At 65.5% G+C, this 14,883-nt stretch carries 12 protein-coding genes and 1 pseudogene; 8 read left to right on the forward strand and 5 right to left on the reverse strand.

The window, feature by feature from the left end; genetic code table 11:
• From WA702_RS25965 to WA702_RS25990, 6 genes and pseudogenes are all read left to right on the forward strand, one after another.
• Positions 1-900 (forward strand): annotated as a pseudogene (locus WA702_RS25965) (amidohydrolase); the annotation flags it as partial.
• An 11-nt stretch (positions 901-911) separates the two neighbouring features.
• Complete coding sequence (locus WA702_RS25970) at positions 912-2,462, forward strand: amidase family protein (protein ID WP_425113403.1); 1,551 nt, start codon at positions 912-914, stop codon at positions 2,460-2,462.
• Between the two features lie 256 nt (positions 2,463-2,718).
• Positions 2,719-3,486 (forward strand): molybdate ABC transporter substrate-binding protein, encoded by a 768-nt coding sequence (gene modA, locus WA702_RS25975; protein WP_425113404.1) that lies wholly within the window; start codon positions 2,719-2,721, stop codon positions 3,484-3,486.
• A gap of 199 nt (positions 3,487-3,685) precedes the next feature.
• Entirely contained in the window at positions 3,686-4,369 is a 684-nt protein-coding gene (gene modB / locus WA702_RS25980; RefSeq protein WP_425113405.1) for a molybdate ABC transporter permease subunit, read from the forward strand.
• The gene (modC, locus tag WA702_RS25985; protein ID WP_425113406.1) at positions 4,366-5,466 is read left to right on the forward strand and encodes a molybdenum ABC transporter ATP-binding protein; all 1,101 of its coding nucleotides are present in this window, start codon (positions 4,366-4,368) and stop codon (positions 5,464-5,466) included. The genes modB and modC overlap by 4 nt, the downstream gene beginning before the upstream one ends.
• 52 nt (positions 5,467-5,518) lie before the next feature.
• Positions 5,519-5,911: a winged helix-turn-helix domain-containing protein gene (locus WA702_RS25990; RefSeq protein WP_425113407.1), complete on the forward strand. Its 393-nt coding sequence runs from the start codon at positions 5,519-5,521 to the stop codon at positions 5,909-5,911.
• On the opposite strand, the gene WA702_RS25995 is transcribed toward WA702_RS25990, so the two are convergent.
• Both WA702_RS25995 and serA read right to left on the reverse strand, forming a co-directional pair.
• Positions 5,850-6,329, reverse strand: coding sequence for a TOBE domain-containing protein (locus tag WA702_RS25995; RefSeq protein ID WP_425113408.1), 480 nt, complete (start codon positions 6,327-6,329; stop codon positions 5,850-5,852). The genes WA702_RS25990 and WA702_RS25995 overlap by 62 nt on opposite strands.
• Positions 6,330-6,347: 18 nt before the next feature.
• Positions 6,348-7,592 carry a phosphoglycerate dehydrogenase gene (gene serA / locus WA702_RS26000; protein ID WP_425113409.1) on the reverse strand — a complete coding sequence of 415 codons (1,245 nt, stop codon included), beginning with the start codon at positions 7,590-7,592 and terminating at the stop codon, positions 6,348-6,350.
• Positions 7,593-7,869: 277 nt separating this feature from the next.
• Between serA and WA702_RS26005 the strand changes: the two genes are divergently transcribed.
• Positions 7,870-10,527, forward strand: a complete 2,658-nt coding sequence (locus WA702_RS26005) for a flavin-containing monooxygenase (protein ID WP_425113410.1) — start codon at positions 7,870-7,872, stop codon at positions 10,525-10,527.
• A 6-nt stretch (positions 10,528-10,533) separates the two neighbouring features.
• Here WA702_RS26005 and WA702_RS26010 read toward each other — a convergent pair whose 3' ends face one another.
• Complete coding sequence (locus tag WA702_RS26010) at positions 10,534-11,178, reverse strand: 2-dehydro-3-deoxy-6-phosphogalactonate aldolase (RefSeq protein WP_425113411.1); 645 nt, start codon at positions 11,176-11,178, stop codon at positions 10,534-10,536.
• Positions 11,175-12,113, reverse strand: a complete 939-nt coding sequence (locus WA702_RS26015) for a 2-dehydro-3-deoxygalactonokinase (RefSeq protein WP_425113412.1) — start codon at positions 12,111-12,113, stop codon at positions 11,175-11,177. The genes WA702_RS26010 and WA702_RS26015 overlap by 4 nt, the downstream gene beginning before the upstream one ends.
• A gap of 107 nt (positions 12,114-12,220) precedes the next feature.
• Between WA702_RS26015 and WA702_RS26020 the strand changes: the two genes are divergently transcribed.
• Positions 12,221-13,360, forward strand: a complete 1,140-nt coding sequence (locus WA702_RS26020) for an MFS transporter (protein ID WP_425113413.1) — start codon at positions 12,221-12,223, stop codon at positions 13,358-13,360.
• A gap of 861 nt (positions 13,361-14,221) precedes the next feature.
• Here WA702_RS26020 and WA702_RS26025 read toward each other — a convergent pair.
• Positions 14,222-14,883, reverse strand: a 662-nt coding sequence (locus WA702_RS26025; RefSeq protein WP_425113414.1) for an efflux RND transporter permease subunit, incomplete at its 5' end; no start/stop codon positions are given.

The following is a 14,883-nucleotide window of genomic DNA, read 5'->3' on the forward strand; positions in this document are numbered from 1 at the left end:
TTCTGGGAGGTGGTGATGACGCCATCTCTCGCCAACACCCGTGCCGATTTCATCTTCACCGGGCGCACCTCGCATGCGGCGGCCTCGCCGCATCTCGGTCGTAGCGCGCTCGACGCCGTCGAGCTGATGAATGTCGGCGTCAACTACATGCGCGAGCACATGCCGAGCGACGCGCGCGTGCACTACGCGCTGCTCGACACCGGCGGCATCGCGCCCAACGTCGTTCAGGCGCATGCCCGCGTGCGCTACTCGATCCGCGCCCGCGATCTGCCCGGCATGAACGAATTGGTCGGCCGCGTGCAGAAGATCGCCGAAGGCGCCGCGCTGATGACCGAGACCAAGGTCGAGATAAAGGTGATCTCCGCGGTCTCCAACATCCTGCCAAACACGCCGCTGGAGCAGGCGCTGTACAAGACCATGGAGGAGCTCGGGCCGCCGCATTTCGACGAGACCGACAAGAATTTTGCCGGTCAGATCCAGGCGACGCTGACCGACAAGGACATCTCCTCGGTCTACTACTCGATCGGCATGGATCCGGCCGAGCGGCCGCTGGCCGACTTCCTGGTGCCGCTCGATGCCAAGCGCAACCCGCAAGTAGGCTCGACCGATGTCGGCGACGTCAGCTGGGTGGTGCCGACCGTACAGGTGCATGCGCCGACGGTGGCGATCGGCACCCCGTTCCACACCTGGCAGGTGGTGGCGCAGGGAAAGACCCCGGCCGCGCACAAGGCGATGGTGCAGGCCGCCAAGGCAATGGCCGGGCTCGGCATCAAGGCGCTGAACGAGCCGCAGCTCATCGATGCGGCGCAGGCCGATCTCAGGAAGCGCGTGGCGCGGACGCCTTATGTCAGTCCGCTGCCTGATGATGTGATGCCGCCGCTCGACATGTCGCGCGTGTAAGGAGTCGAGACGTGGCAAAGAAGGTGCTGAAGAAGGCCGCCGCTCGAAAGACGAGCGCGCCGAAGACGAAGGCTATTGGCAAGAAGGCCGTATCAAAAGCGTCAAAGAAATCGGCTGCGCCGCCCGCTCCCAAGGCCCGTCTGCCCAAGGGGCCGATCTGGCAATGGTCCGCGGTCGATACGGCTGCGGCGATCCGCTCTCGCGCGGTGTCGTCATTCGAGGTCACGCAAGCGCATGTCGCGCGTCTGCATGCGGTCAATCCGAAGCTCAATGCGGTCGTCGTCGATCTCACGGAAGAAGCGTTGCAGGCGGCGAAGGCCGCGGACAAGGCGCTGACCAGGATAGGCGAGCCTGGCCTGCTTCATGGCGTGCCCGTGACCATCAAGGTGAATGTCGACTTCGAAGGCCAGGCCAACACCAATGGCGTGGCATCGCAGACCAATATCATCGCGCCCTCCGATGCGCCTGTGGTACGCAACCTGAAGCAGGCCGGCGCGATCGTGCTCGGCCTTACCAACACGCCGGAATTCTCGTTCCGCGGCTTTACCGAAAATCCGCTGTACGGGCTGACGTTGAACCCCTGGGATCCCGACATCACCTGCGGCGGCTCCTCGGGCGGCGCCGGCTCCGCCGTGGCGGCCGGCATCGGCACCATCGCGCATGGCAATGACATCGGCGGCTCGCTGCGCTGGCCGGCGCATTGCAACGGCATCGCCACCATCAAGCCGACGCAGGGACGCATCCCGGCCTTCAACGAGAGCGCTAGCGCGGAGCGGCCGATGCTGGCTCACCTGATGTCGTCGCAAGGCCCGCTGGCGCGCAGCGTCGCCGACGTTCGCCTCGCGCTCGAGGTCATGAGCCAGCGCGACCCGCGCGATCCCTGGTGGGTGCCGGCACCGCTCGTCGGTCTCAAGCCGAAGGGTCCGATCAAGGTCGCATTGGCGAAGCTGCCGGAGGACATGGATGTCGATCCGTCCGTGCGCGCCGCGCTTCGTCAGGCGGCGGATCATCTCGAACGCTCCGGCTATCGCGTCAGCGAGGTCGAGGTGCCCGACATCTCCGGCGTCTGGCAGACCTGGTGCGACATCATTAGCAACGAGACCATGGTACTGCAGGAAGCCTATATGCTCGCCAACACGTCGGAGGACTTCCACAAGGCGTGGAACGGCATGAAGGCGAAAGCGAATCCACTCGACCTGCAAGGCTGGATGAAGGCGACGGCCGCGCGCAGCGCGCATATCCGCACCTGGCAATTGTTCTTCGAGGACTATCCGGTGGTGCTGGCGCCGACCTCGGTGCAGCCAACGCCGGGTCCGCGCGAGGACACCATCAGCCCCGCGCGCGTGCAGGAGCTGTTCTGGAACGACCTCCGCTTCATCTCCGCGATCAACGTGCTCGGTCTGCCCGGCGCCGTCGTCCCGGTCGCTCTGCATGACGGCAAGCCGATCGGCGTGCAGCTGATCGCAGGCCGTTACCGCGAGGACCTCGCGCTGGACGCAGCGGCCGCGATCGAGAAGCGCGCCGGCATGCTGGTCAGGCAGCTCTGGGAGCGGATGGACTAGACGATAGCAGCTCCGGAGGACGGACCGCTGGGTTCTCCGGCCTGGTTCAGGCCGACGTAGGTATATACAAAACGATACAGCACAGGTAATTTGTGGGGGTCCTGCAGAGCAGCAGGGCTTGCCGATCGAGCTTGGAGCAGCGGCAGAGGCGCGGGCGGCGGGCCTCTGCGACTGACGATCGAAGCGCGCTGGAGAGCGGGCTTCCGCGGAGCTGATCTCGAACTTCGGCAGTCGCACGAATTTCAAGAGGAACGTCATGAAGCTCAGCCGCCGTCTGTTCGTTGCCACCATCAGTCTTGCATCCCTGTTGACGAGCGCACAGGCGTTTGCCGGCAGCGTCAATGTCGCGGTCGCCGCCAATTTCACCGAGCCGGCCAAGGAGATCGCGGCAGCGTTCAAGGCCAAGACCGGCCATGATGCGGTGCTGAGCTTCGGCGCCTCGGGCCAGTTCTTCACCCAGATCAAGCAGAACGCGCCGTTCGGCATCATGCTCTCCGCCGACGAGGAGCGCCCGAAGAAGCTGGTCGACGAGGGTTTTGGCGTGGCGTCGAGCCGCTTCACCTATGCAATCGGCAAGCTGGTATTGTGGAGCAAGGATCCGAACACGGTGAAGGGCGAGGACACGCTGAAGGCTGCCACCTTCAACAAGCTCTCGATCGCCAACCCGACTGCCGCGCCCTATGGCGCTGCCGCGGTGGAGACGTTGAAGGCGCTCAATCTCTACGCCACGCTGGAGCCCAAGCTCGTCAAGGGCAACTCGATCGGGCAGGCGTTCCAGTTCGTCGACACCGGCAATGCCGAGCTCGGCTTCGTCGCACTGTCGCAGCTGATGCTGAATGCCGGCGGCTCACGCTGGATGGTACCGCAAAATCTCTATACGGAGATCAAGCAGGATGCTGTGCTGCTGAAGTCGGCCGAGCACAACGAGGCCGCGACGGCGTTCCTCACCTTCCTGAAAAGCCCGGAATCGCGCGCCGTAATCGAGAAGTTCGGCTACGCGCTCGATCCGAAATCGGCGAGCTGAGATTCATGTCACGCTCTTGGGTTGAAGCGATGCGGCGCGCTCGTTCTAACGTCTGCCCGCTTGCGGGGAGACGTCGAGCGCGAAGCGATCGGGTGAGAGGGGACAGGTCTAACTACTCACGCTGCCCGTGCCTCTGCCCGTCCCCCTACCTCTCTCCTCGTAAGAACGGAGAGAGAGAACGCACCGCTCATCCCGTCCCATGAACCTCTCCTCCGATATCTGGCAACCAATTCGGCTGACGCTCGAGCTGGCGGCACTCACCACCGTCGTGCTGCTGATCGTGGGCACCCCGATTGCATGGTGGCTGGCGCGCTCCAAACGCTGGTGGAAGGAGATTATCGCAGCGCTGGTCGCGATCCCGCTGGTGCTGCCGCCGACCGTGCTCGGCTTCTATCTTCTGGTCGCGCTCGGCCCCAACGGCGCCGGCGGCGTGCTGGCACCGCTATGGGGCGCGCGAACGCTCGCCTTCACCTTCCCCGGCCTCGTGATCGGCTCGGTGCTGTTCTCGATGCCGTTCGTGGTGCAGCCGATCCGCAATGCATTCGAAGCCATGGGCGAGAAGCCGATGGAGGCTGCAGCCACCTTGCGTGCCTCGCCCTGGCGCGCGTTCTGGACCGTGGCGGTGCCGCTGGCGAGCCCCGGTTTTCTCACCGGCGCAATCCTCGGCTTCGCGCACACCGTCGGCGAGTTCGGCGTTGTGCTGATGATCGGTGGCAACATCCCGGGCAAGACCCAGGTGCTATCGGTCGCGATCTACGATTATGTCGAGAACGCGCAATGGACCGAAGCCTCGGTGCTCGCGCTCGGCATGGTGGCGTTTGCCTTCTGCGTCATCCTCACCATGATGCTGATCGAGAAGAAGATGGTCCGCGCCGCGTCATGACAGCTGATACGGTCAAGGTCGATTTTCGCGGGATGCTCGGGCGCTTCGAGCTGGACGCGCAGTTCGAGGTGCCGGCACGCGGCGTAACCGCGCTGTTCGGCCCCTCCGGCTGCGGCAAGACCACGCTGATCCGCTGCATTGCCGGGCTCAATCACATGGCCGGTTTCTGCTCGGTGGCCGGCGATATCTGGCAGGACGATAAGCATTTTCGCGCCCCCCACCAGCGGCCGATCGGCTATGTGTTCCAGGAAGCCAATCTGTTTCCGCATCTCTCGGTGCGCCGCAATTTGATGTACGGCCATCCGCGTACGACCGCAGGCAACGCGATCGGCTTCGACGAGGTCACCGCCCTGCTCGGCATCGACAAGCTGCTGGAGCGATCGCCGCGCCATCTCTCGGGCGGCGAGCGGCAGCGGGTCGCGATCGGCCGCGCTCTGCTCTCGCAGCCAAAACTGCTGCTGATGGATGAGCCGCTGTCGGCGCTCGACCAGATGACCAAGGACGAGATCCTGCCCTATCTGGAGCGGCTGCACGAGATTCTGCAGCTGCCGATCCTCTATATCAGCCACGACATGGCCGAGGTTGAGCGGCTCGCCGACCAGCTGGTGCTGATGCGATCTGGCCGTGTGGTGGCGGCGGGGCCGTTGCGCGACCTGCAGGCCGATCTGTCGCTGCCGCTGGCGCTATCGCGCGATGCCGCGGTCAGTCTCGATGCCGTTGTGGTGGCGCAGGACGCCGTCGACGGCATGGCCACGCTCGCCGTGGCAGGCGGAGAATTCCTCGTGCCATCCGAGCCCCTCCGTGTCGGCGACCACCGGCGCCTGCGCGTCGAGGCCGGCGATGTCAGCCTGGCGCGCGAGCGGCCCAGCAGAAGCACCATCGTCAATATGCTGCCGGTGAGGATTCTCAGCATTCGCAGCCAGGCCGATCACCGGATCACCGCCCTGCTCGGTCTCGGCCCGGACGGCACCGGCGCCAGACTGCTGTCGCGCGTGACCGAACGCTCCTGGAAGGAGCTCGATCTGGAGCCGGGCCAAGACGTCTTTGCGCAAGTCAAGGGCGTGGCGCTGGTCCGGCGCGAGGAGCCGACGGCGTGACAGAGATCGGAGCGACGTGATGGTGCGGGCAACGCAGCGAGACCGGACTCGCATGAACGATGAGCCGCAAATCGAGCTTGCCATCCAGTTCAGCAATGGTGGCCGGCTGACGGCGGAGGACCTGCTGTTGATCGAGACCATCCGCCAGGAGCGTTCGATCCTTGGTGCTGCACGTGCCAGCGGCATCTCCTATCGTAAATGCTGGCTGATGGTGGATGCGCTGAACCGTACCTTCGAGAGCGTCGTGTTCGAGACCCATCCCGGACGGCGGGGCGGCGGCGCCGAGATCACGCCGTTCGGCGAACGGTTGGTCGCGCTCTATCGCTCGATGGAGCGGCGCTCCCGCGCCGCTGCGACCGCCGCGCTGGAGGAGCTCGATCAAGCTACCGATCCGAACTATCGGAAGCGGGCCAGCGGCGCGGCCGCGGCAGCTCCGAAGGCTTGATAGCACCGGGCCCGATCGCGACAGTCTTGATCATCGCCCAGGCGGACAGGCCGCTCTCCAGAGCAAGACGCTCGACCGACTCCAGTGTCACGAGGGCATGCAGGCGCGTCGATCCCAGATCGAGCGTGACGCGTACATAAGGCAGCTGCAGCGGAACGATCTCTTGGATCTTTCCAGGCAGGCGGTTGGTAATCGACACATCCATCGGACGCGACAGCGCGATCGAGACGTCGCGCGCCTCGATCGTCACGGAGACCCCGGCATCGACCGGCGCATCCACTAGCGGCACCCGCAGTTCGCCATCGGTGAAGAACAGCGTCGATAGGCCGTAGCGTGGATCATGCCGCAGCACCCGGGCCGGCATGATGGTGCTGAGACTGACCGGTGTCGTTACCGCCTGCGACGGATCGCCGGCCATCGTCTCCTCCATCAGCCGCTAGTTGGCATGATCATACAGCACCCGGACGCGGATGGTGCCTTCGACCGCGCGCAGCTCGGCCAGCAGCTCCTCGCCCTCGCCGCGGATCACGTCGGTTTCGAGCACGACGTAGCCGACCTCGGGATCGGTCTGCAGGTACTGCGCGAGGATGTTGATGTTGTGCCGCGACACCGCTTCGTTGACCTTGCGCAGCACGCCCGGCACGTTGCGGTGGACGTGGATGAAGCGCGTGCCGGTGGCGCGCGCCGGCAATTGCACCTGCGGGAAGTTGACCGCGCCGAAGGTCGAGCCGACGTCGGAATAGTCGATCAGCTTGCGCGCGACCTCGCCGCCGATGCGGTCCTGCGCCTCCTCGGTCGAGCCGCCGACATGCGGCGTCAGGATCACGTTGGGCAGGTTCTGCAGCGGCGACACGAACGGATCGGCATTCGAGGCCGGCTCGACCGGAAACACGTCGATCGCGGCGCCCGCGAGCTTGCCATCACGCAAGCCGCTCGCCAGCGCATCGAGATCGACCACGGTGCCGCGGGAGTTGTTGATCAGGTAAGCGCCGTCCTTCATGTGCCGGATCTGGCGCTCGCCGATCATGTTGGCAGTGGCCGGCGTCTCCGGGACGTGCAGCGAGACCACGTCGCTCGAGGCGAGCAATTCGTCCAGGCTTTCGACTGGCTCGGTATTGCCGTGACGCAGCTTGTCGGTCTGGTCGAAATAGATCACGCGCATGCCCATCGCTTCAGCGAGGTTCGACAATTGCGAACCGATATTGCCGTAGCCGACGATGCCTAGCGTCTTGCCGCGCACCTCGCGGCTGCCATTCGCCGATTTGTCCCAGCCGCCGGCATGCGCCGACACCGAGCGCGGGAAGATCCGGCGGAACAGCATCACCACTTCGGCGATGGTCAGCTCGGCGACGCTGCGCGTGTTCGAGTACGGCGCGTTGAAGACGGGAATGCCGTGCCGCCGTGCGGCATCGAGATCGACCTGGTTGGTACCGACCGAAAAGCAGCCGACCGCCATCAGCCGGTCGGCGGCTTCGAATATCTCGGCGGTGAGATGGGTGCGCGAGCGGATGCCGAGCATGTGCACGCCCGACAGCATCCGCTTGAGGTCCGCGGAGCCCAGCGCCTTGGGCAGGCGCTCGACCTCGGTATAGCCGTTGGCCTCGAACATGCGCACGGCCGAATCGTTGACGCCCTCCAGGAGCAGAACGCGAATCTTGTGCTTGGGTAGCGATAAGGGCATGGGGCCAGCCTGAATCAGTCCGTCGATGAACGATAATGTAGCGGTTCTTGCAGCCGCCTTGCTGTGAAACTTGATAACGGCGCTGCGATAAGGCGCTTTCTGTCGCCTTCTCAGCATCTTGTCTACACCGCCCTGCAATTGCACCGGCGGCGCAAAATCGCCCGGCGCGCTTCCGCGACCGCACCGCAGCAACCGTAGATCGCTCCGATCGATTGATGACAAATTTGGCGAGCAGGACTAGCCTCACGCTCAACAAAAAACATCGGGAGGTCGTCACATGTCCGAGACAATGGTCGCGCCGGGAACATCGGGAGCCGCCAGCGGCGGGCTGCAGCAGGTCGACGTCGCCGTGGTCGGTGCCGGCTTTGCCGGGCTCTATTGCCTGCATCGGCTGCGTAAGGCGGGCTTCTCGGCGGTGGTGCTCGAATCCGGCGGCGACGTCGGCGGCACCTGGTACTGGAACCGCTATCCGGGCGCGCGCTGCGACATCCAGACCATCGACTACAGCTACACCTTCGACCCGGAGCTCGAGACCGCCTGGCAGTGGTCGGAGAAATACGCGACCCAGCCCGAGATCCTGCGTTATCTCGGCTTTGTCGCCGATCGCTATGATCTGCGCCGCGACATCCGCTTCGGCACCAAGGTCACCCAGGCCACCTGGGACGAGACCAGCGGCCGCTGGCTGCTCACGACCGACAATGGCGCTTCCGTCTCGGCCCGCGACTACATCATGGCGACCGGCTGCCTGTCGCAGCCGAAGCCGCCGGAGATCGACGGCGTCCAGGACTTCAAGGGCGAGATTTATTTCACCGGGCGCTGGCCGCATAATGAGGTGACGTTCGCCGGCAAGCGCGTCGCGGTGATCGGCACCGGCTCGTCCGGCATCCAGTCGATCCCCGTCATCGCCGAGCAGGCCGATCATCTCACCGTGTTCCAACGCACGCCGAACTTCGCCATGCCCGCGCATAATGGCCCGGCGCCCGCCGATCGCGCCGCTTTGCTGAACAGCGATCGCGCCGGCTATCGCGAGCAGGCGCGCGCATCCATGGCAGGCGTGCCGTATCCCCAGCAGACGGATGTGAGCTGGCAGCTCACCGACGCGGAGCGCCGCGCGCGCTTCGAGAAGGCCTGGGCCACCGGCGACCTCGTCTACATTTTGAGCCAGCTCTGGGCGGACCAGGCCGTCGATGCCGAGGGCAATGCGCTGGTCGCCGACCTGCTCCGCGAAAAGGTCCGTTCGATCGTGAAGGATCCCGAGACCGCGGAAGCGTTGTGCCCGGACGACCATCCGTTCGGCGCCAAGCGCCCCTGCCTCGAGACCAACTACTACGCCACCTTCAACCGTCCCAATGTCACATTGGTGAACCTGCGCAAGGAGCCGATCACCGCGATCACCGCGACCGGCATCAAGACCGACAAGCGCACTATCGACGTCGACATCATCGTGTTTGCGACCGGCTTCGATGCGATGACCGGCGCCATCAGGGCGATTCATCCCATCACTGGACGCGGCGGCAGATCGCTGTCCGACGTCTGGGCCGACGGTCCGGAAACCTATCTCGGCCTCACCGTCGCGGGCTTCCCCAATCTGTTCCTGATCACCGGCCCCGGCAGCCCATCGGTGCTGTCGAACATGGCGGTCTCGATCGAGCAGCATGTCGATTGGGTGGTCGATCGCCTGGCCGCGCTGCGTAGCGCCGGCTTCACCACGATCGAGCCGACCGAGACGGCGCAGGCCGGATGGCAGCGCCACTTGGCCGACTGCTCCATGGTCACGCTGCATCGGCTCGCCAACACCTGGTACACGGGCGCCAATGTGCCCGGCAAACCGCGCGGCGTGATGCCCTATACCGGCGGCGTCGGCCCCTATCGCGGCATCTGCAACGAGGTCGTCGATCGCGGCATGCTGGGCTTCAGGCTCACCGGACCCCGCGGCGCCGAGCAATGCAATGACGGCGAGATCGTGCGGCTGCAGCCGGACGTGCGGCTGGTCCTGAACTGGCTCGCTGAGATGAACCTGCCGCCGATCGAATCGATGGGCGCGCAAGGCGCCCGCGACTTCGTCGCGCAATTCAACGCCACACGTCCCGCAGGACGGCCGGTCGGCGAGGTGCTCGACGGCGCGCTGCCGGCAGGCGAAGACATGTTGAAGTACCGACTCTATCGGCCGGCGACGCCGGGACTGCATCCGATCGTGGTCTATTTCCACGGCGGCGGCTGGGTGCTCGGCGACGAGCAGTCGGACGATCCGTTCTGCCGCGACATGTGCCGCCGCACCAACATGATCTTCATCAGCGTCGGCTATCGTCATGCGCCCGAGCATCGCTTCCCGACTGCGGCGGAGGACGGCTACGCGGCGGCGAAATGGATTGCCGAGCACGCGCTCGAACTCGGTGGCCAGCCGGGCCCGATCCTGGTCGCAGGCTGGAGCGCCGGCGGCAACATCGCCGCCGTCACCTGTCAGCTCGCACGCGACCGCGGCGGGCCGGAAATCGGCGGGCAGCTGCTGCTCAATCCGGTGACCGACTGCAGCACCGAACATCCGTCCTATACGGAGAACGCCACGGGCTACTTCCTGACGCGCTCGCTGATGTACTGGTTCAAGGACATGTACTGCGCGCCGGCCGACCGCGGCGATCCGCGCATCTCGCCGCTGCGTGGCAACCTCAAGGGACTGCCGCCGGCCTTTGTGGTCACCTCAGAGTTCGATCCGCTGCGCGACGAAGGCATCGCCTATGCCGAGGCGCTGGCGGCGCATGGGGTGCCAGTCGGGCAGCTCAAGGCCCGCGGCCACTTCCACTCCTCCTTCACGATGGTGGACGTGATCATCACCGGCGTCAGCGGACGCGAGCAGATGGCCGAGGCGCTGCGCATGTTCGCCAAGGTGCCCGAAGCGGAAAGCACGGCGCCGCAGGTTCATGCGGCGGCGAGCTGACGCCGCTCAGCCACTGATGCGCGCAATGGCCTCATCATAGGCCTGCACCGAGGCCCGCGCCGTGGCGCGGACCTCGTCCGCGGTCATGCCGGGACGATACAGGCTCGAACCGAGCCCGAAGGCGCGCACGCCGGCCTTGGCGTAGTCAGCGAGGTTCTTGTCCGAGACGCCGCCGACAGCACCGACCACGACGCCCTTCGGTAGCACCGCCATCTGCGCGGCGATGCCGGAGGGGCCGAGCACCGAGGCCGGAAAGAATTTGAGCGCCGAGGCGCCACAGCGCAGCGCGAGGAAAGCCTCCGTCGGCGTGAACACGCCGGGCATCGTCACCATGCCGCGTGCGACCGCCATTGCCAGCACGTCAGCGTCGACGTTCGGGCTCACCATCAGCCGGCCGCCGGCGTCCGCAACGCGCGCGCAATCGACCGCTGACAGCACCGTGCCGGCCCCGATCAGCGCATCCTTGCCGAAACGCGCCGCGACCTTTCCGATCGATGTGAACGCATCCGGCGAATTGAGCGGCACCTCGATCAGCTCGAAGCGGGTCTCGATCAAGGCACCGACGATGGCCTCGGCCTCGTCGGGCTTGACGCCGCGCAGGATGGCGACCAGCGAACGCTTCGGGTTTGGCCAGGCAATCGGCTGCGTCATGATGCGAACTGCGCTCCCCAAAGATGGATGGCGGCCCTGGCGAGACCGCGCCGTGATGCCTGCTCGGCATCGATCATGATAACATCGAAGCCGCACGCCTTGAGCGCCGCCTCATACAGTGCACCCAGGCTGCCCGCAGCCAGGAGCCGGAGCTGCCCCGCGGCGCCGAAGCGCTGCATGGCATCAGCGATCTCGCTGCCGATCAGGAGTCCCGAGAGCCGCGCGGCGCCATCGGCGCGCTGCTCGAAGCCGAGCAGTTGCGCGGCGCGCAGGCGGAATAGCGAGGTTGTCAGTCCGCGCGGCGCCGCCTGCGCGGTCGCGAGCCCGTCGCGGAATGGCGCACCATCCTGCGTCGCTGCTCCGCCAGTCTCTACCGCGTGCGTCAAAATGCTGTGCTGAGCGATCACGGAGAATAGCTCGCCGGTCATGTAGGTCGTGAACGCCACAACAGTGCCGTTCTCGATCCTGACCCATTTGCTGTGGGTGCCGGGAATGCAGACGAGGCCAGTGAAATCGGCCTCGGTGATGCCGAGCAGCTGGGTCTCCTCGCCGCGCATCACGTCGGGTTCGCCGGCCAGCGCCTGCGCAACGCCGGGCAGGATGCGCACGTCACCTTGCGTGTCGACCTGGATCGCTCCCTCATGCAGCGCGTCGAGCCGCGTCGGCGTCTTCAGGTAAGGCGCCTCGACCCAGCCCTGCTTGGCACCGGCCATGCCGCAGATCAGCACCTGCAATGGCGCTGCTGCGCCGAGCTTGCCGAGATGATCGCGCAGCACAGGCGCGAAGCCGCTGGTCGCACAATGCAGCATGCCCTCAGGCCCGCGGCTTTCCGCCAGCACAGTTCCGTCAGCCGCCATCAGCCAGCTGCGAAAGCTGGAAGTTCCCCAATCGACCGCCACGAAGGCGGCTCCAGGCCGATCATTTGCCGAATTCAATCTGCGCTCCTCCGCCGCAGGCGGGCCACATGACTGTGCTGGTTTATGCATGATATTCGAGCACCGACAAGCGCGATACGTGCCCTCATCATTCCCGGATCCCCTGGATGTCTCCTGCTGAACATCGCGCGGCCAAGCTCGCGACGCGCCTGACATTCTTCGTCGCCGGCTTTGGCATTGCCTGCTGGGCCCCGTTGGTGCCGTTCGCGAAAGCGCGGCTCGCGGTCGACGATGGCACGCTCGGGCTGCTGCTGCTGTGCCTCGGCATCGGCTCGGTGCCCGCAATGCTGCTGACCGGCATGCTGAGCACCCGCTATGGCGACCGGCCGCTCATCATCGCTGGCGGCGTCGGGCTTGCCGCGCTGCTGCCGTGGCTTTCGATTGCCGCCACACCGATCCAGCTCGGCCTGGTCCTGCTCGGCTTTGGTGCTTCGCTCGGCTCGATCGATGTCGCGGCCAATATTCATGCGCTCGAAGTCGAGCACGCCTCCGACCGGCCGTTGATGTCCGGCTTTCACGCGCTGTTCAGCATCGGCGGCTTCGCCGGATCGGCGCTGATGACTGGCCTGCTCGCGGTGCAGATCGGCGCCTTCACCGGCACCTTGATCTGCACGGCGGTGATGCTGGCTGCGATCGCCGCCGCTGCGCCACGGCTGCTGCGCGCGGCCAAGGCCGAAGAGACTCCCCTGTTCGTAATGCCGCACGGCATCGTGCTGCTGCTGGCAATGCTGACGGCAATCACCTTCCTGGTCGAAGGCGCGATGCTGGACTGGAGCGCGCTGCTGCTGACCGACACCAGGCTCGTTGAGGCCACGCACAGCGGCATCGGCTATATGCTGTTCTCGATCGCGATGACGACGGGACGGCTGGTCGGCGATTCCGTGGTGGCGCGGATCGGCGACCGCGCCACCATGATGTGGGGCAGCTGCATCGCCATTGCGGGTTTCGCCGTGCTGCTGACGGGGCCCAATGCGGCGATCGCGCTCGCCGGCTTCCTGCTGATCGGGCTCGGCGCCTCGAACCTCGTGCCGGTGCTGTTTCGCCGTGCCGGCGCGCAGCGCGCGATGCCAGTCGGCCTCGCGGTCGCCGCGATCACCACGACCGGCTATGCGGGCATTCTGGTCGGCCCTGCGGGAATCGGCTTCATCGCCAAGCACTCTAACCTGCCGACCACGTTCTGGATTCTCGCCGCAATGATGAGCGCGGTGACGCTGTCTGCCAACCGCGTGGCCCGCAAGGACAGCTGATGGTAGCCGTCATTGCGAGGAGCCGCAGGCGACAAAGCTATCCAGAATCATTGCTGCAGCGCTGGATTGCTTCGCTTCGCTCGCAATGACGGTGTTGCTCATCTAAAACCTATGTCTGCGGTAAACAGGATCAGAGCGCCGCGGCGACATGGCCTCTCGTCCTCGCGGCGTGTTCAGCGTCCGAGCTATTGAAGTTGTTCCACCCCCTTCAGGAAGAGGGCGCAGGGAACGCCGGGTGAAGGCCTCACCCATGGCCCGCCTGCGGAAAAAAACGCAGGCGGCAGGTACCACGGGTTCAGCCGGTCATCCGGCATTCCCTGCGCGATGGGTTACGGCTTATACGAGGTCTCCCCGGGGACCGGCTTGATTGCCCCCGTCATCGGCGCGATGCCACAGCATCATCGCCAACTTGGCATCAGCACCGGGATGCCAGAACCCCACGACTTCGCCGTCCGCATCAGGTGCGATCGTCTTCGCACCATCCGCGTCCACCGCTCCCCGCCTCCACGTTCGTGACGATTGGCCGAAACGCCCCTCTCATCGAGGCGGGATGGTGACAGACAATCATGATTTCTGAAAAATGGAAACAGAAATGTTTTACGCGGGAGGCTTGATCGCTCCGATCAGCTTGACGCGGCTCGCAAAATTGCTGTTCGCGCATTTGATTTCGGCCGTTCGGAAGCGACCTGCCATGCCAATCTTTAGGCAAAACCCGCGCAACTGATTTGCCCGACGGACCAGGTTCGTAGGGCTATACTGCCAGCAGCGCCCCACAAATGGTGTCGTCCCGGGCAAGCGCGCAGCGCGCCGACCCGGGACGACGGCGGAGTGCGTGGCGACGGCCGCGCGCACATTCTCCGTTCACACCTCCACCGCCGGCTTCTTTGGATGACGGCCTTCGGCGAGGTTGCGGACCACCACGTAGAAGATCGGCGTGAACAGCAGGCCGAACAGTGTCACCCCGAGCATGCCGAAGAACACGGCGACACCGACGGCCCGGCGCATCTCCGAGCCGGAGCCGGTCGAGATCACCAGCGGCAGCACGCCGAGGATGAAGGCGAACGACGTCATCAGGATCGGCCGCAATCTCAAACGACAAGCTTCGATGACGGCCTCCAGGCGGTCGCGCCCCTCGTTCTCGATGTCGCGGGCGAATTCGACGATCAGGATCGCGTTCTTGGCCGCAAGCCCGACCAGTACCACGAAGCCGATCTGGGTCAGCACGTTGACGTCCTGCCCCATGATGCGCACGCCGATGGTCGCCGCCAGCAGACACATCGGCACGATCAGGATCACCGAAAACGGCAGGCTCCAGCTGCCGTACTGCGCTGCCAGCACCAGATAGACGAACAGCACGCAGATCGGAAACACGTAGAGTCCGGCCTTGCTGCCGTTCACCTGCTGATAGGACAGGTCGGTCCATTCATAGGAGAAGCCGCTCGGCAGGATCTGTTCGGCCAAGCGCTTCATGCTGTCGATCGCGGTCGCCGAGCTGACGCCAGGCAGGGTATCGCCCTGCAATT

The organism is Bradyrhizobium sp., from assembly GCF_049798375.1.
Classification (GTDB): domain Bacteria; phylum Pseudomonadota; class Alphaproteobacteria; order Rhizobiales; family Xanthobacteraceae; genus Bradyrhizobium.

Excerpts from the sequence above, each read along its gene's own strand:
- WA702_RS26010 (WP_425113411.1), bottom strand. The coding sequence starts at position 11,178 with ATGACGCAGCCGATTGCCTGGCCAAACCCGAAGCGTTCGCTGGTCGCC.
- WA702_RS26020 (WP_425113413.1), top strand. The coding sequence starts at position 12,221 with ATGTCTCCTGCTGAACATCGCGCGGCCAAGCTCGCGACGCGCCTGACA.
- modB (WP_425113405.1), top strand. The coding sequence starts at position 3,686 with ATGAACCTCTCCTCCGATATCTGGCAACCAATTCGGCTGACGCTCGAG.
- WA702_RS26005 (WP_425113410.1), top strand. The coding sequence starts at position 7,870 with ATGTCCGAGACAATGGTCGCGCCGGGAACATCGGGAGCCGCCAGCGGC.
- WA702_RS25995 (WP_425113408.1), bottom strand. The coding sequence starts at position 6,329 with ATGGCCGGCGATCCGTCGCAGGCGGTAACGACACCGGTCAGTCTCAGC.
- modC (WP_425113406.1), top strand. The coding sequence starts at position 4,366 with ATGACAGCTGATACGGTCAAGGTCGATTTTCGCGGGATGCTCGGGCGC.
- serA (WP_425113409.1), bottom strand. The coding sequence starts at position 7,592 with ATGCCCTTATCGCTACCCAAGCACAAGATTCGCGTTCTGCTCCTGGAG.
- WA702_RS25990 (WP_425113407.1), top strand. The coding sequence starts at position 5,519 with ATGAACGATGAGCCGCAAATCGAGCTTGCCATCCAGTTCAGCAATGGT.
- modA (WP_425113404.1), top strand. The coding sequence starts at position 2,719 with ATGAAGCTCAGCCGCCGTCTGTTCGTTGCCACCATCAGTCTTGCATCC.